Source organism: Microbacterium hanjuni (genome assembly GCF_043556395.1).
In the GTDB taxonomy this organism is placed as follows: Bacteria; Actinomycetota; Actinomycetes; order Actinomycetales; family Microbacteriaceae; genus Microbacterium.
This window is the reverse complement of record NZ_JBIGIK010000001.1, coordinates 213,041-234,925: the sequence shown is the minus strand read 5'-3', so window position 1 is coordinate 234,925 and position 21,885 is coordinate 213,041. Positions and strand designations below refer to the sequence as shown.

Sequence of the window (21,885 nt, the reverse complement as noted above, 5' to 3'; positions counted from 1 at the left end):
GGGGCTATCGCGGGCATCCGTGTCGACTCGTGAAAAGCTGGAGCCGAGGGGGACGACCAGGATGAACCTGTACTGGCTCACCGCGCCCGATCGCGAGGTCGCCGCGGCGGTCGAAGCGCAGCGCCGCGAGTCGCGACCGCGCTGGGTGCCGACGAAGCGCGAGATGCTCGTGCACGTCAACCGCGCGCTGATCCTCTGGTACCTGTGCCTCGCGTGCCTCCCGATCGGCATCAAGATCGACGGCACGCAAGACGGCGTCGCCACCCCGGGCGACATCACCGCGTTCACGATCGTGCTGGTGATCCTGGCCGTCTGGATCGTCGGCACCTGGCGACTGGAGAAGTGGGCGAAGCTGCCCCCGTCACCGCGTGCTCGCATGAAGGAGTGGCGACGGATGCTGACGGCGCTCGCCAACGGTTTCGAACCCGAGGCCAGCCGCACCGCCACCTTCGCCGCGCTGATCACGGCCGCTCCGCGCGGCGTCTTCCACTACCCCCGCTTCGCCGCGCCCGGCGTCGAGTTCGGCACCCTGACCGAGCGTCGCCGACGCGGTGACACGTGGCAGTACATCGCGGTCAAGCTGCCCGCGCCGCTGCCGCACCTGATTCTCGACGCGACCGCGAACAATCGCGTGCGCAGCGACTTGCCGGTCGGCGTCGGACGGGGACAGCGGCTGTCGCTCGAGGGTGATTTCGACCGGTGGTTCCACCTCTACTCCCCCGCCGCCTACGGGACCGATGCCTACTCCGTGCTGACCCCCGACGTGATGGCCGCGCTCATCGATGACGCGAGCGCGTACAACGTCGAGATCGTCGACGACGTGCTCGTGTTCTTCACCGCCGCGACGGTGGACTTCACGGCACCCGAGCATTGGGAGAAGGTCGGCGCCGTGCTCACCGGCGTCGCGCCACGGATCGCCCGGCGCGCCCGCGAATACCGCGACGAACGAGTGCCCGGTCAGGCGGAGCCGAGGGTGATCACCGCGCTGCGCTTCGGTCTGGAAAGCGGCGGCAAGCCGTGGGTCGAGCCACGCTCGCGCATCGGAGCCGACGGGCGCCGTCTCGACATCCGCGACCGTCGCCAGCGCAACCGCGTGGTCATGGCGCTCGCCGCGGTCGGCTACTTCGCGTTCCTAGTGTTCCTCTACGCGATCCCGGCGATCTTCGGCTTCGCCGGCTTCATGTCGATCGTCGACGGCAAGTAGGCGCGCCGCGCGCGCACCGGTGAGTCCGGGGCCCTCAGAGGGCCATCCACAGACGCGGATGCGTGACGCACACTCGGGTTATGTCGTCGAAATGGACCGCGGATGCGCTGCGCGCGCGGTTGAGAACCGCGAGCCTGCTCGAGGCCGCTCTGCCCGCATCGAGCCGAGCGTTCGCGCAGCACCGGATCGACATGATGGCGATCGCCGCGGCCGTGGATGCCGGCGCGATGCCGCCCGAGGCGGCGATCACCGCCTACGAAGCAACCGTCGAACGCTTCATGCGCTGAGCGACTTCCGGGGCTCGCCGGGCTCGCGGCAAGAGCGCGTAGGCCACGGTGCGTGAGGATCCATCTCGGGCCTCACCGCGTCAGGCGAGCTCCCCCAGGAAGTCGCGGATGAGGCTCGACAGCTCCGCCGGTCGGTCGAGCGGCACGATGTGTCCACTCGTGGGGATGAGACGACTGGTCAGGTCGTCGGTTATCGGGGTCAGCTGACGGGCGGTGGCGTCTCCGACGACCTGCCCGCCGACCGTGAGGGTCGGAACCGTCAGGCGCCGGCGCATAACGGCTTCGTCGATCTGTTGCGCATTGCGGGGCATGGCTCGGTAGTACTCGAACGCGCAGCGCAGAGCGCCCGGCGCCGCGTAAGCCGCCACGAACGCGTCGCGCACGCGGCGGTCGATCCCCGCCCCGTCTGCGGTGCCGTTCCGGAGGAAGAAGTCGATGTACGCCGCTGCGTTTCCCTCGAGCACCGTCTCGGCGAGACCCGGTACCGCGTGGAAGCCGAACCACCATGGCGCACCCGCGCGGAAGAAGTCTTCGGCGCCGGGCAGGCGCCCGATGGTCGACTCGATCAGCACCAGGCGGTCAACCCGGTCGGCGTGCTCCAGGGCGAGCAGAAAGGCCGGCGGAGCACCCGCATCCAGGCCCACCACCACCGCCGACTGCTCGCCGAGGTGATCGAGGACACCGAGCATGTCTGCCGCGAGATTGCGGGCGTCATAGCCATCGGTCGCGTGACTGCTCTTGCCCAGTCCGCGCAGGTCGGGCGCGATGACCCGGTGATTCATTGCAAGATCATCGATGACCTGGCTCCACACCTCCCACGTGTGGGGAAAGCCGTGCATGAGCAGAACGGCCGGCCCTTCGCCGCTGATCGCGACGTTGAGGGTGGTGCCGTTCGTGGTGATGGATTGCTGCGTGATCTCTGCTGTCTTCACAATGTCCCTCGGTTACTATCGGTTACCACATCACGCTAGGAGACCCGGATTGGTTGGGGAAGACAGCACTTTTGCGCCACCAGGTCACCCGGAGGTAACCCCTCCCGAGGCGGATCGGCGCGGTGACCTGTTCGACCCGCGCTGCGCGACCAGACAACTGCTGGATCGGATCGGTGGGAAGTGGACATCGATGGCGGTGAAAGTGCTCGGTGATGAACAGCCCGGCGAGGTGCGCTTCGCGGAGCTGAAGCGGCGGATGCCCGGTGTCTCGCCGAAAATGCTCGCGCAGACCTTGCGCAATCTCGAGCGCGACGCGCTCGTTGCCCGACGCGTTGAAGCGACCTCCCCGCCGCGGGTGCACTACCGCCTCACCGCGCTCGGCGTTTCGTTGACCGAGCCGATCGCGGCCCTCCGCGACTGGGCCGAGAGCAATATGGCGCAGGTGAGCGCCGCCGGAGCTGCCTGGGACAAGGCGGCTCAGGACGCCGTATCCCCGGGGCTGGATACGGCAGACCACTGACCGCACGCCGAAACGTCGCGATCGGCTGAGACATCACGCCCGGTGCTGCGTCTCAGACCAAACGTGGTTTCTCAGCCTGAGCACGACTCCGACGCACGACCCCGACCCCGACGCCGACGCCCGACGGACCGCGGTATCAGGGCAGGGTCACCGTGACCGGCTCGGCCTCGGAGACGTTGTCGCAGCCGGGTCCGTTCGGCTCGTCCGTTCCAACCCACTCGACCGAGACGTCTTCCGTGGCGGTGACGGCACCCGAGGCATCGAGCGCGGCGACGGTGATCACCGGCGGTGTCGACATCGGCGTCTCGACGACCCATGCCCCGTCGCCCAGTGGGCGCGCCTCGAATGTCGTCTCGGCCGAGCACTCCCCCGCGACGCACCAGGTGAGGCCGTCGACCGGAGCGTCCCCGACCACGTTCACGATGACCGTATTCGTGAAGCCGATCTCGGTGCAGAGCTTGTCCTGTGGGGCGCATCCGGCCAAGACGACCACGCACAGCCCGAGCGCGAAGAGACGGCGAGCGATCTTCATGAGCGAGCCACCCGTTCGTCAGCGACAAGCTCCACCTTGAAGCCCGCGGCGTTCTCCAGCCAGCCGGCGTAGTGCGCTGCGCCGCCGGCGTGCGGATAGCGATCCTGGTACAGCGGAGACCAGCCGTGGACCGCAGCATCCGCCATGATCGCGTCGATCGCTGACGGCGACCCCGCCGAGAACGCGAGGTGGTTCACCCCGGCACGCCGGCGGTCGTGAACGGCGTCGGTGAGGTTCGGGGAGGTCGTGAGCGTGAGGTACGCGCCGCCGGCAGCCCACGACTGCCCGCCGGTCCACTCCGCGTCGAGGTCGAAACCGACGCGTGTCAGCAGCCACCCCCACGGCGCCGCCGCCTCGCCGAGATCAGCCACCCACACCTCGACATGATGAAATCCGGCCACGACACCAGTGTGCACGCGAGCGAGAGCCCGTATGTGCGGAAATCGCCAACCCGCCGCCGACGCGACAGCCGATCGGCCGCCCGCTACGCCAGAGTCGGGAGCATGGAAGCAGCGCTGCTCATGACCTGGACTCTCCAGACCGAGATCCCCATTCCCGCCGATGTTCACCCGCTCCTCGTGGAGGGGGAACAACCCGTCGCGTCCTTCAAGACGTTCCGTGACTCCGCGACCTTCACGACGAAGCGACTCATCGTCCGCGACGCTCAAGGGATCTCGGGCAAGAAGGTGGAGATCTACTCGCTGCCGTACAGCGCGATCAACATGTGGTCGTCGGAGAACGCGGGCACGCTCGATTGGAACTCCGAGGTGGAGCTCTGGACCCGCGCCGGCCACATCAAGATCAAGCTCGCGAAGGGCGCCGACGTGCGGCGCATCGACAGCCTGATCGCCTGGGCCGTGCTTCAGGCACACTGAGCCGCTACCGCCACTCCTCACGAACCACCGGCGCCGGCAGCTCGGAGCGCCCGCGTCGCGCCTGCGCCATCAGCGCGAGCGCGCCCGGATTGTCCATCGCGTGCAGCACGCACGCACCCACCTCGCGCTGCCACAACGCCGCGAACGCCTCGGCGTCCTCGCGCCGACGCCCGATCGCCGTCGGCACCGGCAGGTAGTGCTCGTCGCTGCCCAGACGAAGCACCGCACGCACGACCCAGGAACGTCCGCCGCGCCCGGTCTGCAGCAGGAAGCGCGGTGTGCGCACGGGCCCGAACAGCTCGGCCAGCGCGTCGGCGAAGGTGCGCTGGTCGGTGGCGGAAGCATCCGCCATCTCGATGCCCACGGTCGAACCCCCGCGCGTCGTCACCACCACCGCGCCCCCGGCACCCACGCGACCCGCCCGGGCAAGGCTTTGCCACACGACCGTGCCGATCCGCCGGTAGGTGTCGGTCGCACGTGAGGTCTGCGCGCGCGCCCGGCGCCACTCCCGCCCGAGCGGAATCCCTAGCCACAGAGCCACGGCGACCACCACCGCCGTCACGCCGACACCGACCTCGGGGGTCAGCGCGAGGCCCAGCCCACCCAGGCCGGCGGTGCCCAGCAGCGACAGACCGAGGGCCGTCGACGCCGGCCGGCTCGTGCGGAACACGGGCGCCCGAGAACGCCGCGGCACCAGCGCGCTCACACCCTCGCGATCCACATAATCCGAGCCAATGCGCCACACCGACCGCGTCACAGCTCGCGCGGGCAGCGCGAGCAGGTCGTTCAGCCCGTCGATCGAAGCGCCGGCATCCTTGGTCACCACCGCGCGCAGCGCAGCCTGCTGTGACGACGACAACGCGATCGACACCCCGCGCACCACGCGCGAGGGCTCGTCGGTGTCAAGTCCCCACAGCCGCGCGTGCTTGCGCCGCAGCCGCGCCGCGTCGGGCTGCGCGTCGAGCGGGAACGCCGGCGGCAGCAGGGTGGTGACCGTCCAGTTGTGGGCGACCTTCTCCGGCCACGCCGGGTCGAGGCGCAGGGTGCGTCCGCGCAGCTGCTGCGTCGCCGACGCCGTCGCGACCGCGGTCAGGTCGATGAGCGTGTTGACGGCGGGGCAATCCCAGCCCTCGCCGAACAGGCCCCGCGTGCCGACGACGACCTGCACCGTGCCGCGCGTCAGCAGAATGGATGCTGCGCGCACCAGCGCCGAAGATCCGACACCCGGGGCATGCACCTCCGACACCTGCGGAGCCTCGAGCAGCGGAGCCGCCGCGACCGGCACCCCCAGCACCTCCTCGAGCGCGGGCACGAGCGCGGCGGCATCGCGGGTGGCGATGCGGGTGTGGCTGCCGGTGACGAGCATCGGGTGCAGGGTCGCGGTGGCAGGATCCGCCACCATCATGCCGAAGGTGCGCAGCGCGCCGGCCGTGCCGACGAGCCCGCCGTGCTTGTTGCCGTGCTCGGCGAAGTCGGTGACGACGAGCGCGCGCAGGCGGTCATCGCCCAGCGCTTCGCGTTCGAGGCGCAGGATGTCGCAGGCGGCGTAGTCCTTCGCGAGCGACGAGGCGAGCATGGTGTCGACGGGGTCGCGGGTGCGGCGCACGCCCCGGTCGGTGAGCGCGTAGCCGAAGTCGGCGAGCGTGCGGCGGATGCGCTGCCACCGCGGTTCTTCCTCCGGACGCTGCAGAAGCCGATCCAACGCGAAGCGGGCGAGCAGGCGCAGCGACTCGTCGGTGGTCGGCGGGCGGCGCGCGACGTCGGGCAGCAGCGAAACGAGTGGATGCTGCGGGTCCACCGTCGCGAGCATCGCTGCGGCCGCTTCGGATCCGGCGAAGTCGTCGGCGAACGCCGCAGCCAGGCGCACGTCTGCGTCGTCCTCGGGAGGCTTCGGCGGCTCGAGCTCGGTCCTCTCTTCGGGCTCGGGCACCGGCTGCAGCTTGTCGAGCAGGAACCGCATGCCGGTCTCGTGCGCGAAGGTCGCGCGCAGCAGCACCGCGAGCCCCTCGGCGTGTGCGGCGAGGAAGGCGAGCTCGTCGCGGGTGGGCTCGGCGAAGCGCACGAGATCGCGGTAGGGCGCGAGATTGCCTTCGCGCACGACCGCGGGCACCGGCACCTCGTAGTCGACGTCGCCGAGCAGCGAGGTGTAATTGTCGTACTCGTCGGCGTCGTCGGGGCTCGGCAGCGTGGCGGTGAGTCCGATGAGCAGCGGCTCGCGCCCCGCCGCCCGGATGCGCGCGACCAGCGTCGCGACGACGAGCGCCCAGTGATCGAGCAGGTGGTGACACTCGTCGAGCACGATCGTCTCGACCCCGTGCGCGACGAGTCGGTCGATCAGGGCGAGCGCGTTCGGATGCAACGCGGTCGCAAGCAGCGCCGGGTCTTCTTTGGTCAGCTGGCGGCGTGCGGTGCGCGAGCGGCTCGCGACACCTCTCTTATAGGCGGCCGCGTTGCTCTCGCTCAGCGCGTCGAGCCACTGCGCGGCGGAGTCGGGCGAGCGTCCGTCGTGCTCGAGCTCGCCGAGCCACCGGGTGCGCGCGAGCCCGGCGAACGGGTTGGCGGTGTCGAGCACACTCAGCACTTGGTACGTCAGCGCGGTGAGGTCGCCGGGATGCTCCGGGTCTTCGGAAAAGGCGCTCGGGTCGGGTGCGAGGGATGCTGCCTGCCGCACCCACTGCGCGCGAATCGTCGTGGTCGGCGCGAGCACGACCGTTCGGCCGCCGCGTCGCTGCACCAGGAGCAGGCCGAGCAGGGTCTTGCCCGAGCCGGGCGGCGCGACGATGTGGAGCGGGCCTCTGCTGTCGACGTCGACACGGTCGAGCACGTCGGCCTGGTAGTCGCGGAGGGTGCCGGTGAAGTGCCACGACGCGAGGGGGCTCGGCGTCGTGGAGGGCATCCGTTCAGCTTAGGAGGCCGCGGATTCTGTCTAGACCCCCGCTGGGCGTAGACCTACCTGACCCTCGGTGTGACGAGCTGTCCGTAGCGAGGGTCCGCCCCGAATTGTTGACAGGCGGTTCGTGCCGTGCAGTCCCGAGCGCTCCGGACCCACAGGGGGACGCGTCTCAGTCTGGTTCAACTAGCTGCCGACCGCGAACGCTGCGCTCTGGCATACGAGCCGGTTGCCGCGGTGCGAAATTCCAAACCTATACCAGAGGTGCCCCTGAACAGACCTCCGGTCCAGATGCGCGTGCTTCGAATCTCGCCGAACGCCTCCTTGAAGACACAGATGAAGCGTTCCCCTCGAAGTAGTCAAGGCCTCAATAGGTCGTGCAGCCGTCCCGTGAGCGACGAGGGCTATTGGGCGAGCCCCGGACCATCCACGAGAGATACTTGCCGTCACTTCCGCTTCTTCCGGCCAGGATTGAGTCGCTTGGTGGCGCGCCGCGCCGAAGGTGGGAGTGGGCGTGGCTCAATCTTTGCGCCACGCCCAGATGTGAGGCTAGAGGCCCTAAACCGGATACTGGACGGATCCCCGACGACCGTATACATCATCGACTCCGGGACATACCCCGGCGTTCGAAGCCACCGTTGTACCGCATCCTTCTCCCCTCGATCTTCCGCGATCTCGAGGAGTATCGCCTCTGTGTCTTCGTACAGATGTGACGTTCGGAGCCGCCCGACCGACCGGTTGCTCATGAACTCCACGACTGGGGGGGTTCCCTTGGCCTCCGAATGACCCCATTCGAGAAGCTTGGCGTTCCCGTATAGGACATCCAATATCACGGTATTGGTCTGTACTCGATGCCACAGATCCATGAGCGTCGTGTGCGACTCCGAGCCGCCGATTGACTCGCTCATATACAGGAGAAGTCGCGTCATGAACGTTGAATTGTGGCGTACGTCAACCGGGACCAAAGTACTCAGCACAGCATGAGCTCCAGCTCGGACTAGCAGGTCTGCGACAGCGACCGGACCTGCGCCGCGGGGCCCCGAATGACACGCGCTCAGAATGACAACTGGGGGCATCGGACCAAGGTCATCGCCCATGCTGACTCCGTCGCCGATGGCGAGCCCGGCCATGTTCGAGTCGGCGTCATATACACCGTGAGCACTCAGAATCAGCACGTCAGGTCGATGGGTGGCAATAGCCTGCGACACCTCGCCTACGTCCGAGGCATCTACGAGATCTACAAAGACAGACCGGTCGGGTTGTGTGAGTTCACGGGCAGCGAAGGACCAAGCGCTTCTCGAGATTTTGCCGACAGGATCCGTCTCGGGAATGCACTCGATGACAAGAACGCGCATCCCTCCGCTGATATCCGTCACACCGTCCGGAGCAAAATCGAGCTGAAAAGCCCTCGTAAGCGGGTTAAGGGGTCGGTAAGCGATAGGGAGCAGGGCTGCCAGAGGAGTTGAATGGCCTGGCATGCGGAGTAGACCGATTGGAAAGTTCGTGAACGCATCGATTTGAGAGGCGGACTGAATCGCAGTGATCATCTGATCCGACCAAAACGGCTGCATCGCGTCATCGAGGCGCGCTCGAAAGCGCGCCTCCTTCTCGGGTTGGATGCCTTTGGCCGACCGCGAGCTGTCGACCCAGTAGCGTTCGAGGTTCGCCAGCGCGACGAATGCTTCATCGGGGACGGGCTCGTCGGACACATACCCCGCAGAATTGTCGCCTGACGCGTTGTGAGCGACCATGAGGCGCAGCACGTCAGGCGGGTCGCCTCTACGGCTAGTGGGCGGTGCTGCCGAAGCGGCATCACTCGAATTCATGCTGTCGAGACTCGGCTTCATCGCGTCCCGTGCCCGCTGGCTCACGAGGCGCCGATAGCGAGGGGCAACACCTGGAAGCGACACCGTCAGCGGCACCTTGAGTCGGCGCGCCGCCTTTGAGATCTCGGCATCCAACAGAGGTTCCGCCTCTGTGGTCGTGAGACCTCGTTCCTCCAAACCGGACAGCGCGTCTAGAAACGAGCGCCACCACAGCAGCTTCAAGGCCCCATCAAGCGGAGCCTGGTCTTCGGTACGTACAGTCACGTCGGATCGACCCAAGCTCTTGAGAAGACGGCCGAGGGGTAGAGCCGAGCCGTTTGCCGCGATGATCGGAGACCAAGGTGGAGGCTGTCGATCGACTTCAACGCCTGCCGGCCAACTGGCGCTCCAGCTCTCGCTAAGCATCTTCCAATGTCGTTGGAGCGTTCCTTCATTCAGATCACTCACGCGAGTTGCGGGAAGTACGAAGTGGGCTTTTTCGGAGGCTGAAGATGCGGCATCGAAGCTTTTGTCGTCGCTGATCATCAGCGTGAGCTCGCCCAGTTGAGCGAGCGCTGCAAGCATGAGCGGGTGCTGAAGCGCGTAGGCCGGCACGGGGAGGACCAGGTGTCGTCGCTTCTCCTGAAGGGATTCCCGAATACCTACCAGCGGTAGATCAACGACATCAAAGCGTGTCGCTGGAAGGTGGAGCGCATACCAGATCGCTGGGAGGATCGGCACGAGGTCAGGGTCGAACGTGGTCTCAGGATCATCGATCCCGGGAGAAACATCCCGCAGGACTGGCTCATAGGTGTCGTCAACACTGCCATCAATGTGGCAGACGATCACATATATGGGCCTCGGCTGATGGACGACTCCGCTACCGTCGATGTGCTGGCCTGGCGACTTCACTATGCCACCTTAGAATTGCCACGCCTCTCCTGGCGTGTGGGCTTCTGCTGGGCGCCGGGTCGGATCGTCGGAACGCCAATCACTTGACTCCTAGGGGCGGACCATACCGAATGCTAAGAACTGATTCGAGCTGCTTGTGAAGCTCTCGCGACAGAAAGAAACTCAGCTCAGATCTCGCCGCCAACACCTTTGAACTTTTCGACGAACTCGGCCAGCTTCTGGAACACACTCTGCTTTCTTGATAGATACTCAGGATTGAGTGGGCTCATTCTGGGAAGAATCGCGTTGAGTTCAGTGCCGTTCTCGCTGGCGAATTCACGCCTTAGCGAAGCGCTGATATACCGTCTGGCCGCTTCAGCATTCAGCGCTTCATCCTCGATCAGCTCCCGAGCTTCGCGCTGCTGTTCTGACTGGGCAAAAATAAAGAACGCTTCGATTGCGCTTGCCTTGTCTGCCAGTGTGTCCAAGTCGGTCTGATTGATGAAGTCCACCACAAGGCTCTCCTTCGCCCTGTTGCCGAGGCTAGCGCGAATCATGCGGCGCACGTCCTCGACCAGAGACACCTTGTCCTTGGTCTTCTTGTTCTTCTCAAAGATCAACTCAAGGATGTAGTCAAGGTTTATCTCCTGGGATCTAAGCAGATCCACTTCGAACACCACATCATCCCAGTCGATGCTGGAATGTACTTTCTCCTCCGAGGCCTTCTCGCGGCGCAGCCAGTCGCGGATGTCATTGTAGGTGGAGCGGTAATCCTGAATTGTCCGATCGGCGGGAACTCGGATCTTCTGCAGTACCGCTAGGTCGTCGTCGCTCAGGTAGTGCGTAGCCTTGAAGCTTTCGAGAGTCTGCGGGTCGCTTGTGTCGACGCCTTTCAACTCCTTGAGGCTGGTGAATTCATCGTAGTTCTGCAGCACGTTCTCCACCCGCAGGTACTCACCGAACAGCTTTGCAAAAGCCTTCTTGTCGGATTCTTTCACAATGTCCGCGGGCTCGGGAAATCTCTGCTCAAGCTCGCTCACTACGTCGACGAATCCACGTCGGGCTTCGCCCGTGGCTACGTCGGTGAAGCCCTCCATGTACTCAGTGAAGCTCTTCTCCAGCACCACATTGCGGGTGTTCTTGTCGCCAAACAGCGTGATGGCGTCGATGGTTGCATCTTCCAAGTCACGGAAGGTCACGATATTGCCGAAGGTCTTGGTGGAGTCGAAGATGCGGTTGGTGCGCGAGTAGGCCTGAATCAAACCGTGGTACCGCAGGTTCTTATCCACGAACAGGGTGTTCAGCGTTGGCGCATCAAAGCCCGTAAGGAACATCCCTACCACGATAAGCAGGTCCACATCCCGGTCTTTGACGCGCTTTGCCAGGTCCCGGTAGTAGTTCTGGAAGCCTTTACTGTCCACAGAGAAGCTGGTCTTGAACTGTGCGTTGTAGTTGGCAACGACCGCGTTCAGGAACTCTTTGGCGCTCGTGTCCAGGGCTGACACTTCGAAACCTTCATCTGCGATCTCACCTAACGCATCCTGCTCCTCATTGGCAGCGTAGGAGAAGATTGTCGCAACTCGCAGAGGCTTATCGCTGTCCTTCTGCAAGGTCCTGAAAGCTTCGTAGTAGAGCTTCGCCGCGTCAACACTACTCACGGCAAACATGGCATTGAAGCCGGTCGCGCCCGCTTGGAGGCGGTGAGTCTTCTTGCGGAAGCTGGAGAGGATGTACTCAGTAATTTCACGGATGCGATCTGGGTGCAGCAATGCCTGCCGATTCTCCGCGGCGCTGAGCTTCTTCTCGTCCTGCTCGCTCTCGATGACCTTGAACTGCGGACGAACATCGCTGTAGTCCACCTTGAACTTCAGAACCTTGTCGTCGCGAATGGCATCGGTGATGACGTACGAATGCAGTTCTCGGCCGAATACGCTTGCTGTGGTGTCCGCGCCCTGAGCATTCTGCGGGAAGATTGGTGTACCGGTAAAACCGAACTGGTAGAACATCTTGAACCTCTTGGTCAGGTTCCTCTGCGCCTCGCCGAACTGACTTCGATGGCATTCGTCGAAGATGAAGACCACTTGCCGTCCGTAGATCGGCAGATCGATTTCGCTCTTCATCAGGTTGTTGAGCTTCTGGATGGTTGTGACGATGATCTTGCTGTCGTCCTTGTCCAGGTTGCGCTTCAGCCCTGCCGTGCTGTCCGAACCGTTCACACTATCGGGCGAGAACCGCTGGTATTCCTTCATGGTCTGGTAGTCCAGATCCTTGCGGTCCACGACGAAGAAGACCTTGTCGATGAAGTCAAGCTCAGTCGCAAGACGCGCGGCCTTGAAGCTGGTCAGTGTCTTCCCCGAACCAGTCGTGTGCCAGACGTAGCCTCCGCCTTCGGTGCTGTTCCAGCGTTTGGCCTGATACGCACTCTTGATCTTCCACAAGATTCGCTCGGTCGCGGCGATCTGGTACGGCCGCATGATTAGCAGCGTGTTGCCAACGTCGAACACCGAGAAGTTCAGTAGCACGTTAAGCAGGGTGTGCTTCTGAAAGAAGGTGGCGGTGAAATCCTTCAGGTCCTTGATCGGGCCGTTATCTGCCTTCGCCCAGTTCATGGTGAAGTCGAAGCTGTTCTTGTCGCGCTGGGTTGTGTTGGCGAAGTAGCGCGTGTCAGTACCGTTGGATATCACAAACAGCTGCAAATATCTGAACAGGGAGTTTTCGCGGTTGAAGCTCTCCTTGCTGTAGCGGTGCACTTGATTGAAGGCCTCGCGGATTGCCACGCCCCGCTTCTTCAGCTCAACCTGGACAAGAGGGAGTCCGTTGACCAAAACGGTCACGTCGTAGCGGTTAGCATGACTGCCGGCTTGTTGGAACTGCTTGATCACCTGGATCTTGTTGCGGGCAATGTTCTTCTTGTCAAGCAGATAGATGTTCTGGATGCGACCATCGTCGAACACAAAGTCATGGACGTAGTCATCGTGAATCTTGCGAGTCTTCTCGATGATTCCATCGCTCGGCTTATCCAGCCAAACTTCTACAAAACGCGTCCATTCGCTGTCTGAAAACCGCGCACCGTTCAGTGCTTGAAGCTGCTCACGGACATTGACCAGCAACGATTGTGGCGTTCTGAGATCTGGCAAGTACTCGTACCCGAGGCCGACAAGGTCATGAACCAAATCGCGCTCTAGATCAGACTCACTTTGGTAGCTTTCCGCCGCCACCCACTCCTTGACATACCTGTCAAGAACGATGAAGTTGCTGGATTCGGCGATGGGCTTGGTCTGCTCAACCACTCTGTTACTCCTGCCAATAGCCGTAGTTGTCAATCAGATTTTCCAGCAGGAACTTGACCGTCTGTTTCTCTTGAGGTGTTGGTTCCGCAACCGCTTCATTCGATAAAGTGCTATGACTCGTGAACTGGATGATGCGATTCAGGTAGGCTTGCTTGTCGTCGGGTAGAAGCTCCGACCATTTCGGGTGGCCCAGGAAGCTCGCCGTCTTCTCATAGATGTTGCGCAAGAGAGTAAAGTGATATCGCTCGATCTGATTCGAAGAAATCGCCTGCTCAAGCGTTCTCCGGAGATGCAGATGGTAGGAGAAGCTACTGTTCGAGTCCCCGTTCTTGGTCTCGAGAGCGAAAGTACCATCCTCGAGACGCTCGAGTAAGTAACACGTCTTCGAGTTGAGTTCGTTGAACAGTACGTTGTGAAACAACGGGCTATGGGTAGTGATGACAAAGTTCAGGCCAGGGGGGCTTCCCTTGATCAAGCCCGCCAGATTGACGGCCAGCTCGATCAGATGGTTGTCATCCAACGAACTCACTGGGTCGTCAATGAACACATACTCAAGCTGATCAAACTGGCGGGTCTCGCGATCTTCCGGTTCGGCGACATTGAGCGTGCTTATGGCCTGGTCCAACAGTGTGTAGAAGACACTCCAAATGAAGTTGCTTTCTTCACCCTTTGAAATCTTCAGGCTGCCAGTGCTTTCATCGTCGCCGCGCTCTAGCGAGAAGGTAATTTCAGTGAAGTCCTGATTGAAATGTGGGGTCAATTTGTCGTTGGCGTAGCGCTGAAAATATCTGACGATGTTTCCATCTTGCCCAAGCTCTCTGAGTAGCGCGAGTAACCACTCGGTGAACGAGTTGGGCTGAATCACCAGCTTCGGAGCGGTGTCCATCTCGAGGTCATTGTCCCAATAGAACAGGTCCTCGGTGAACGCACTGTAGTACAGAATCTTCGTGCGGGGCGGGGCGGGCTTGTCCGCGGATCGTTCCTCGCTACCCCAGTCCTTAGGAGCAACAAGCTGCTTGAACTCACGGGAAAGACGCGTCTTGCCGGTGCCGTTGAAGGCATAGACCAACTGCACCTTTTTGTCGGTGTCTCTTAGTTGGCTAGCAATTTCTGTGAGCGTCTGGCCCATATCAGATCGCGTCCTCCTCCGATTGCTTGAAGGCGAGCAACCTGTCACGGTGGTACTCGTACTGCGTCCGCCGCGCAGCTAGCTCGGCGGGGAGGCTAGCACGGAGGTCGTTGACGAGAACTTCGAACGACCGAAGTTGGGCGGCGGTGGACCGCTGTTCCTCTATCGAAGGCAGCGGAATTTTCCATGCGAAAAAGTCCTGCGAATTCACAGCCGCCATCGATCCATCCATACGCACGCACCGGCTACGGATCTCTTCACTGCCAGCTCTAAGCGCCTGATATACGTACTCAGCATCGACATCCTCGCGCGGTGAAAGCAAACGAATGTCCTGGTTGACCGTGGTGTCCACTGTGACTAGCCCGATCGGAAGACGGCGGCGCAGGATATTCGATCGCATGACGACGGCAACGGACGGAGCAGGAACAATCTTGAGCGCTGTCTCTCGCAAGGCAGTTACCGTAACCCGCCCGCGAATCTCATTCGTGGATTCGTTGCTGATATCCATTGACGCGAGCCAAGGTATAGTCCCTCCGGACCAATAGCGAGTGTCATTCGTTGAGGGGGTTATGCCGCCCTGCCATTTGCCAAGGCTCGCCAGCGACACAAACGGGGCGTCTGCGCTCGCCAGAATCGCGCGGCGATAATAGGCATACTGCTCTTGCCGAGCCTCCAGCTCTGATGCCAGCTCTGATGCCAGCTCTGATGCCAGCTCGGTGAAATTATCAAGCATTTCTACGACCGCATGCTGCACTTCAATCGGCGGAACCGGAATACGGATCTTGTCGAACGCGCCGATGGACATGGATCGAACTTTCGTCCCAGTAATGTGTCGACGCTTTTCCTTGTCGAACTGCGAAGAACGCAGAAAATACGAGACGTACTTCGGATCCAGATCCGAGGTGAAGATCAACGTGTGGTTGCTCACCGCGACAGGATCTGAACCCAGCCAAGCGACCCCACGCGCAAGATCGACATCGTTCTCACCCGTCACCGCAATGATTACGTCGCCGGGCTTGGCCAGCCGAGACCTGGCCGCCACTGCTTCGCTGACAAACGCATTTGCGACCTTTGTTGCAGTACCGTAATAGGTGTAGATCTGCCCGTAATGGATACACCCCACGCCGGAACTCTGAAAATCCTTCTTCTGCGGTCCGCCGCCGCGCGCGAAACTGCCCACGGCGCTAAAGGGCAGATACGGAACACCGTCGGGACAGTGTTCGGCAACCAATCGATCGATGCGGCTCAACTGGAGCTCTCCAGGTCAGTAACGATCTCATTGATCAAGGTGCGCAACTCAGCCTGCCGGGCAACCATTCGCTCGAGTCGCGCGTTCAACTCGGCAACGTCGACAACCTCACGGGTGTCCTTGGCTTCCACATATCGGCTCACCGACAAGTTGTAGTCGCGATCAGCTATCGTCTTTTCGTCTACCGAGATGGCGAAATGCGCGACATTAGCTTTGTCGCCAAATGCCTGCATGATCTGCTGGATGTGTCCGGGGTTCTCTCGCTCCTCGTTATCCGTGAGTACGTTGTAATTCACTGCCTTCTTGAACAGCCCGCTCGCGTCGATGAACTGGATCGCAGTATCGGTCTTGTGCTTAGAGAGCACCAGAATGTGGACCGCTATGGTAGTGCCGAAAAATAGATTCGGCGCCAACGCAATCACGGACTCTACGTAGTTGTTGTCCACGAGGTATTGGCGTATTTTCTGCTCCGCGCCGCCCCGATAGAATATGCCAGGGAAGCAGACAATTGCGGCACGCCCTTTGCCGGAGAGATAGTGCAGGGCGTGCAGCACGAAAGCGAAGTCCGCTTTAGATTTCGGTGCCAGTACTCCTGCGGGCGCGAAGCGATCGTCGTTGATGAGAGTGGGGTCGTCCGAGCCGATCCACTTCACTGAGTACGGGGGGTTCGAGACAATGGCATCGAACGGCTTCTCGTCGCCAAAGTGTGGTGTGCGCAGCGTGTCGCCGAGCTGAATGTTGAATTTGTCGTAGTTGATGTTGTGCAGGAACATGTTCATCCGCGCCAGGTTGTACGTGGTGTGGTTGATTTCCTGGCCAAAGAATCCGTCTTCGATGATGTGGGAGTCGAAGTGCTTCTTGGCTTGCAGTAGCAGAGATCCAGATCCGCAGGCTGGGTCGTAAATCTTGTTGACCTGGGCTTGCCCGTGCATGGCCAGTTGCGCGATGAGTTTGGAAACGTGCTGCGGGGTGAAGAACTCGCCGCCAGATTTTCCGGCGTTGGCGGCATAATTGGAGATGAGAAATTCGTAGGCGTCACCGAAAAGGTCGATGTGGTTGCCCTCGAAGTCGCCGAAGTCAAGCTCGGCAACGCCTTTAAGCACCGCAGCCAGGCGGGCATTCTTCTCTTTGACGGTGTTGCCGAGGCGGTTGCTAGTGGTGTCAAAGTCAGCGAACAGGCCCTTGATGTCCAGCTCGGACGGGTAGCCGCTGGCGGAACCCTCGATGGCAGTGAAAATCTTAGCCAGATCAGTATTTAGGGCTTCGTTGGCTGGGGAAGCGGCGGTCACGTTGGCGAACAACTGGCTAGGGTAGATGAAGTAGCCCTTTGTCTTGATGGCATCGTCCCTGATGTCATCGGGGATTGCATCGTCGGACAGTCGCGAATAGCGGATGCTGTCATCCCCACCCTCGATGTAACTGGAGAAGTTCTCGCTGATGAAGCGGTAGAACAGGGTGCCGAGCACATACTGCTTGAAATCCCAGCCATCGACCGCACCGCGCACCTCGTTGGCGATCTGCCAGATCTGGCGTTGCAGAGCGGCGCGTTGCTGAGTGACATGCATAATTCTCGAGTGTACTTCGCGCTCTCACCCACCTACGGCCCGCGCGCCGTAGGCTGATCGGCTGCGAGAAGGACGTCGACTGGCGCGTTTGATTCTCAGAAAGTCAGCACTTCAGACGGCGCACCTGCGCCTGGGTGCACGTCCAACTCCGCCCATATGATCGGGGTATGGCTCAGTTTGTAATTGCGCTAGACGGCGACCCGTTCGATGTTGATGCGCCAACGGTCGATGTCGCTGTGGTAACGGCAGATGACTTCGACTCGCCTATCGTTCACGTGGGCGAACCGGATCAGGGCGATTCGGAAACCGCACTGATCCGGAGCTACATGACCGACCACGAAGGCCTGACTGTCCGTCAGGCCGTCGGCCTGTTCGGATTGAAGGGCATGTATCGGAAAGTGGTCTGATTTGGCCGCCCGCATTCTGTTCTGCCTTGTTGATGGCGGTGCGTCGAGCACGGCATGTCGCTGGTCGCCGTAATACTGTGCCTGTGAGCATCAAGAAGCGCGCCGACCTGATGGGTCAGATCGAGCAGGATCTTCTCGCTGAGAAGCCGCTGGACACGCTCCTCCGCAAGCTCATTTTGCTCGGAGGGAATGCTGGCTCCCCCGAGCTCCGCGCCTGGGCTTCGTTGGAACTGCGCGGCTACGCACGAGAGGATGAGTTACCTACGTACCGCACGGTCCCTGCGCCGTTGCAGATCGACGGCGCGGTGTCAGGCGGAATCGTGCGGCACCAGACGATCGGAGCTATGGACATCCCCGATTTCGCGCGAGAGGAGATCAACGAACTGGTGCCCCTCCGCATGGGAGTGAGCGAGATCCACAGCATGGTGGACCAGCACCGCAGCGACCGCATGGTGAAATTGCAGCCACCAGGAGCCGCGGACCTCGTCGGCTATATCAATGACACGGGCGAGATGAATGGCCACATTGTTTCGCTGTACTGGAGCGTCAGCATCATCGCGCTGGAAGGTGTACTTGACCAGATCCGCACTCGGCTGGCGGAACTCATCTCGGAGCTTCGGTCTAGCACGCCGCACGGGCAGGCGCTGCCGACTCCTGCCCAGGCAGCAAATGCGGTCAACCTCGTGATCAACGGGCGAGGCAACCGGGTGAGCATCGCCCAAGCTAGCGACGGCAGCACGGTTACCACCCCCCTCGAGAAAGACGCCCCGCGCTTTTGGACGCGGGCCCGGGTCATCGGCGGGGCGATCGTCGGGCTCGCGACGATCGTGGGAACGGCCGTCACGATGCTTCAGTTTTCGTTCTGATCACGTCACGCGGTAGGGGAACGCATGTCTGTCACCCTTCCCAGAGCCGTGACTTCAGTGCTCGTAGAAGAGGCCTCGCAGGCAGTCACGGTGACATGGGGACCAGGCGACCCCGTTATAACTGATGCCCCCGAATATTTCGGGTACGGGCTGTACTACTACAACCCGAGCGGCAACGGTGGTACCCGCTTCACCGAGTCGACCAGCGCGTGGGTGTTCGACACCGCGAGCGCCACTCAGGCGAACTACGGGCCAGGCAGCGCCACAGTCGCCGATGACCGCGTGGTTGTCCACTTCGGCGATGCCAGCTCGGGCCTGCAAGCCATCGGCACCATCGCGGCCTACGCGCACATCGAGGGTCGCGATGAGCAGGTCGACATCCCAGTGACAGTGCTTCGTTGAGATGAGCGACGTTACCGAACCCGCCCACAACCTCGGGGAGAATCTTGTCGAGACGATGTTCGCGACATGGGTTGACGACGACCTTGAGCAGCGCGGGGACCGGCTCGTCCGCGAAGACGTCTTCAGAGCCGTGATCGAGCTTCCCCCGTTCGGTGCACCCCCAATCGTGCGCATCAACGACGAGGTCTCTCTGCAGGCTAGGGCGATCGCGTCAACCCCGATCAAGAAGGGCGAATCGGTCACAGCAGAGAACATCAGCGGCCTCGAGTCGTTCTGGCCTGTCGACGTTCACGCCAATAGCGGCTGGTTCGCCTACCTCGTGATCGGGACTAAGGCATACATCGCGTTCGACTTTCGGTACAACAAGCAGCGCAACGCCGAACTTCTTGGCCTCGCCGACGACTACCTTGATACCGTCGAGGCTACATACGAACGTGCCCTTCGACCGGCAGTGGATAACCTCCTTTCCGCCGCGGAACTCAGCGTGCAGGCGCAGATGCTGTCCCAATCCCAGGAAACTAAGTTTCACAATGTGCGCGACAAGTGGCTGCGTGACAATGAGCGGCTCGGGAACGCCCCCGAAGGTTTCTACGCGACGCTCCTGCGACTTCGGGAGGAGCGCGCTGCGGCACGATACGGCGACGGGAGCTTGTCGATTACGCCGGGTGAGATGCCGGATTTGATCGCGATCGTTCGGACCATGGTTGATCACGCCGTGGGACGGGTGGGGGTGGTCGCGGTGTCTGATGCAATCTCCGTCGTTGAGAGTGAGACGGCAATCGGCGACTGAATGCTCGACACCCGCTCGGCTGCCCCAGACCGCGACCGGGGCGCGAGCCTTGTGGATAAATCCGCGCGGCCTGTCGTGGTTCGGCATACGGTCGCCGCGTGGAGAAGACGCGGAGGCACGATGACAGGGACGGTCTCGCCGACGCCGCGCAGCCGCGGTGCCTCACGTGCGGCGTTCTGATGCGTGATGCACCTGATAGCTACGCATGCCCCGCATGCGGGTACGTGGAAGCGATCCCCGAGGCTGAATATCCGGGTGAGGGCGACGCCTTGGTGGATCTCGGCCCACGTCTGAGCCGCGGCCGATAGCAGTCAGCGCGCGTGGTAGCGGCGATGCGTGTTCATGGCGATGAAGCTCATCAGCGACTCGCGCTGAATGTACTTCCTTGAGCCCATCCTCGTGTACTCGATGGCACCGCGGTTGGTTACTCGGCACATCAAAACGGCGGAGAGCCATTCAAAGATGCACTCGACACCCATTGAAAGTCGACGCGGGCGTAGAGCGCTTCGGTGGAGCTTGACCGAACAGCCTCGGCCCCGGACAGCGTCAACGTCGAAGCCTTATCCGTAGCTCGCGCAGTGACGCTCTACACCCGCGTTGTGCGTGCCCGCAAGTGAATCCGCTTGCCTTCCTTGCTGAAGATCGACAACACCTCGGCCGGACCGGCCCCGGTCGCCGCGAGCCAGTGAGGGATGCGGGTGTCGAACTCCGCCGCCTCGCCCGGGCCGAGCGTCACGTCCTGCTCGCCGATCACCAGCCGAAGGTGGCCCGACAGCACGTACAGCCACTCCTGCCCGTCGTGCACCTTCGGCTCGGGAACCGCGACGACCCCGGGCGGGTTCGCGGGGAACGTTACCTTGTACGTCTGCACCGGGCTCGACTCGGGTGAGAGCGTCTCGTACTGCGTGCCGCCGATGCTCTTCGTCGTGCGCTTGACGCGCGGGTCCGGCACGGCACGCGGCACGATGTCGTCGAGCTCCAGGCGCAGTGCTCGTGCGATCGGAACAACCAGCTCCAGGTTCGGCGCGCGCTTGCCGGCCTCAAGGCGCGACAACGTGCTCGATGAAATGCCTGTGGTCTCGGACAGCTCGGCGAGGGTCATACTGCGCTTCTCGCGCCAGCTCTTCAGGCGCGGCCCGATGAGAGCCAGAGAGTCGTCGGGCATCGCGATCCAATCTTGCCGATTCGGCACCGATAGTTGCTGACACCGTACCAGGCGCGCATCGTGAGGGGTATGACGCACGACGAACGGTTGACCGCAGCATCCGCCCCTCACTCCCCCACCCAGACCTCGAACATCTCGAGCGAGCTCTGGGACGTCATCACAATCGGCGGTGGTGCTGCCGGGCTGAGCGCCGCGCTGATCCTCGCCCGCGCCCGGCGCCGCGTGCTTGTGCTCGACGCGCAGGAGCCGCGCAACAGGTTCGCGCCCCACATGCACGGCGTGCTGAGCCGCGACGGGTACTCGCCGCTCGACCTCGTCGCCGACGGCTACCGCGAGGTGCGGGCCGTCGACGGCGTCATCGAGAACGCGCGGGTCGTGGAGACGCGCGCGATAGCAGAGGGGTTCGAGGTGGTCACCGAGACCGGAGCCCGTGCGACGGGGCGTCGGCTCATCGTCGCGACGGGGACGCGGGACCAGCTGCCCGACATTCCGGGTCTCGTGGAGCAGTGGGGGCGCGGGGTCGTGGCGTGCCCGTACTGCGACGGGTACGAAGCATCCGGTCGCACCATCGGGGTGTTGCTCGGGTCACCGATGGGAGTGCACGTGGCGCACATGCTGCGGGCGTACTCCAGCGACATCACCGTCTTCACCGGGCTCGCGGGAACGATCGGCGACGACGAGCGGCGGGTGCTCGAGGAGCGGGGCATCCGAATCGAGGATCGCTTCGTCACGCACGTGGTCTCGGATGCCGGCGCGCTCACGGGGCTTGGTCTCGCCGATGGAACCGTCGCGGCGGTGGACGTGGTGTTCGCGCAATCGACTCCGGTCGCGCTGGACGAACCGTTGCGACAGCTCGGCGTGGAGCAGACCGAGACACCCGTCGGACCGTGGACCGCCGTCGACCCGTTCGGGCGGACGAGCATCGAGGGCGTCTGGGCGGTAGGGAACGCCGGGAGTCCGAATGCGCTGGTTCCGATCGCGATGGGGTCGGGAGCGACCGCGGCGCTCGCCATCAACGGCGAACTCGTCGCCGAAGATGTTGCTGCGGCGACCGCGCGCGTCGCCGAGCGGGCGGGAGACTGAGGG

The 21,885-nt window shown here is 62.7% G+C and carries 19 protein-coding genes; 9 read left to right on the top strand and 10 right to left on the bottom strand.

Annotated features, from left to right (window positions below; genetic code table 11):
- The first annotated feature begins 61 nt into the window (after positions 1–61).
- Together ACFXP5_RS01285 and ACFXP5_RS01280 are read left to right on the top strand one after the other, a co-directional pair.
- A complete protein-coding gene (locus ACFXP5_RS01285) occupies positions 62–1,204 on the top strand; it encodes a hypothetical protein (RefSeq protein ID WP_394543210.1) in 1,143 nt (380 codons plus the stop codon).
- A gap of 80 nt (positions 1,205–1,284) precedes the next feature.
- Positions 1,285–1,491 carry a hypothetical protein gene (locus ACFXP5_RS01280; RefSeq protein ID WP_394543209.1) on the top strand — a complete coding sequence of 69 codons (207 nt, stop codon included), beginning with the start codon at positions 1,285–1,287 and terminating at the stop codon, positions 1,489–1,491.
- Between the two features lie 80 nt (positions 1,492–1,571).
- Here ACFXP5_RS01280 and ACFXP5_RS01275 read toward each other — a convergent pair whose 3' ends face one another.
- Positions 1,572–2,423 (bottom strand): alpha/beta fold hydrolase, encoded by an 852-nt coding sequence (locus tag ACFXP5_RS01275; protein WP_394543208.1) that lies wholly within the window; start codon positions 2,421–2,423, stop codon positions 1,572–1,574.
- Between the two features lie 49 nt (positions 2,424–2,472).
- Here ACFXP5_RS01275 and ACFXP5_RS01270 point away from each other — a divergent pair, with 49 nt between their 5' ends.
- On the top strand, positions 2,473–2,943 hold the full coding sequence (locus ACFXP5_RS01270) for a winged helix-turn-helix transcriptional regulator (protein ID WP_394543207.1): 471 nt from the start codon (positions 2,473–2,475) through the stop codon (positions 2,941–2,943).
- 136 nt (positions 2,944–3,079) lie between these two features.
- Here ACFXP5_RS01270 and ACFXP5_RS01265 read toward each other — a convergent pair whose 3' ends face one another.
- Both ACFXP5_RS01265 and ACFXP5_RS01260 read right to left on the bottom strand, forming a co-directional pair.
- Positions 3,080–3,475: a hypothetical protein gene (locus ACFXP5_RS01265; protein WP_394543206.1), complete on the bottom strand. Its 396-nt coding sequence runs from the start codon at positions 3,473–3,475 to the stop codon at positions 3,080–3,082.
- A complete protein-coding gene (locus ACFXP5_RS01260) occupies positions 3,472–3,876 on the bottom strand; it encodes a VOC family protein (RefSeq protein WP_394543205.1) in 405 nt (134 codons plus the stop codon). Before ACFXP5_RS01260 ends, ACFXP5_RS01265 begins: the two co-directional genes overlap by 4 nt.
- A 102-nt stretch (positions 3,877–3,978) precedes the next feature.
- On the opposite strand from ACFXP5_RS01260, the gene ACFXP5_RS01255 reads away from it, so the two are divergent.
- Positions 3,979–4,350, top strand: a complete 372-nt coding sequence (locus tag ACFXP5_RS01255; RefSeq protein WP_394526305.1) for a PH domain-containing protein — start codon at positions 3,979–3,981, stop codon at positions 4,348–4,350.
- A gap of 4 nt (positions 4,351–4,354) precedes the next feature.
- Here the strand turns inward: ACFXP5_RS01255 and ACFXP5_RS01250 are convergent, their stop codons facing one another.
- The 6 genes from ACFXP5_RS01250 to ACFXP5_RS01225 all read right to left on the bottom strand — a co-directional run bounded on the left by ACFXP5_RS01250 (position 4,355) and on the right by ACFXP5_RS01225 (position 17,169).
- Positions 4,355–7,246 carry a DEAD/DEAH box helicase family protein gene (locus ACFXP5_RS01250; protein WP_394543204.1) on the bottom strand — a complete coding sequence of 964 codons (2,892 nt, stop codon included), beginning with the start codon at positions 7,244–7,246 and terminating at the stop codon, positions 4,355–4,357.
- Positions 7,247–7,686: 440 nt separating this feature from the next.
- Positions 7,687–9,957, bottom strand: a complete 2,271-nt coding sequence (locus tag ACFXP5_RS01245; protein WP_394543203.1) for a CHAT domain-containing protein — start codon at positions 9,955–9,957, stop codon at positions 7,687–7,689.
- 167 nt (positions 9,958–10,124) lie between these two features.
- Complete coding sequence (locus tag ACFXP5_RS01240) at positions 10,125–13,226, bottom strand: type I restriction endonuclease subunit R (protein ID WP_394543202.1); 3,102 nt, start codon at positions 13,224–13,226, stop codon at positions 10,125–10,127.
- A 4-nt stretch (positions 13,227–13,230) separates the two neighbouring features.
- Positions 13,231–14,355, bottom strand: coding sequence for a hypothetical protein (locus ACFXP5_RS01235; RefSeq protein WP_394543200.1), 1,125 nt, complete (start codon positions 14,353–14,355; stop codon positions 13,231–13,233).
- 1 nt (position 14,356) lies between these two features.
- Positions 14,357–15,604 (bottom strand): restriction endonuclease subunit S, encoded by a 1,248-nt coding sequence (locus tag ACFXP5_RS01230; protein ID WP_394543199.1) that lies wholly within the window; start codon positions 15,602–15,604, stop codon positions 14,357–14,359.
- Positions 15,601–17,169: a type I restriction-modification system subunit M gene (locus ACFXP5_RS01225; protein WP_394543197.1), complete on the bottom strand. Its 1,569-nt coding sequence runs from the start codon at positions 17,167–17,169 to the stop codon at positions 15,601–15,603. Before ACFXP5_RS01225 ends, ACFXP5_RS01230 begins: the two co-directional genes overlap by 4 nt.
- 167 nt (positions 17,170–17,336) lie before the next feature.
- Here ACFXP5_RS01225 and ACFXP5_RS01220 point away from each other — a divergent pair, with 167 nt between their 5' ends.
- The 4 genes from ACFXP5_RS01220 (at position 17,337) to ACFXP5_RS01205 (ending at position 19,634) form a co-directional block, all read left to right on the top strand.
- A complete protein-coding gene (locus ACFXP5_RS01220) occupies positions 17,337–17,576 on the top strand; it encodes a hypothetical protein (protein WP_394543196.1) in 240 nt (79 codons plus the stop codon).
- An 83-nt stretch (positions 17,577–17,659) separates the two neighbouring features.
- Entirely contained in the window at positions 17,660–18,442 is a 783-nt protein-coding gene (locus tag ACFXP5_RS01215; RefSeq protein ID WP_394543195.1) for an AbiTii domain-containing protein, read from the top strand.
- Positions 18,443–18,490: 48 nt separating this feature from the next.
- Positions 18,491–18,844, top strand: coding sequence for a hypothetical protein (locus ACFXP5_RS01210; RefSeq protein WP_394543194.1), 354 nt, complete (start codon positions 18,491–18,493; stop codon positions 18,842–18,844).
- A 1-nt stretch (position 18,845) separates the two neighbouring features.
- Positions 18,846–19,634 carry a hypothetical protein gene (locus ACFXP5_RS01205; protein WP_394543193.1) on the top strand — a complete coding sequence of 263 codons (789 nt, stop codon included), beginning with the start codon at positions 18,846–18,848 and terminating at the stop codon, positions 19,632–19,634.
- Between the two features lie 586 nt (positions 19,635–20,220).
- On the opposite strand, the gene ACFXP5_RS01200 is transcribed toward ACFXP5_RS01205, so the two are convergent.
- Positions 20,221–20,799, bottom strand: a complete 579-nt coding sequence (locus tag ACFXP5_RS01200; protein WP_394544159.1) for a helix-turn-helix domain-containing protein — start codon at positions 20,797–20,799, stop codon at positions 20,221–20,223.
- Between the two features lie 69 nt (positions 20,800–20,868).
- Between ACFXP5_RS01200 and ACFXP5_RS01195 the strand changes: the two genes are divergently transcribed.
- Entirely contained in the window at positions 20,869–21,882 is a 1,014-nt protein-coding gene (locus ACFXP5_RS01195; protein ID WP_394543192.1) for an NAD(P)/FAD-dependent oxidoreductase, read from the top strand.
- Positions 21,883–21,885: the final 3 nt, after the last annotated feature.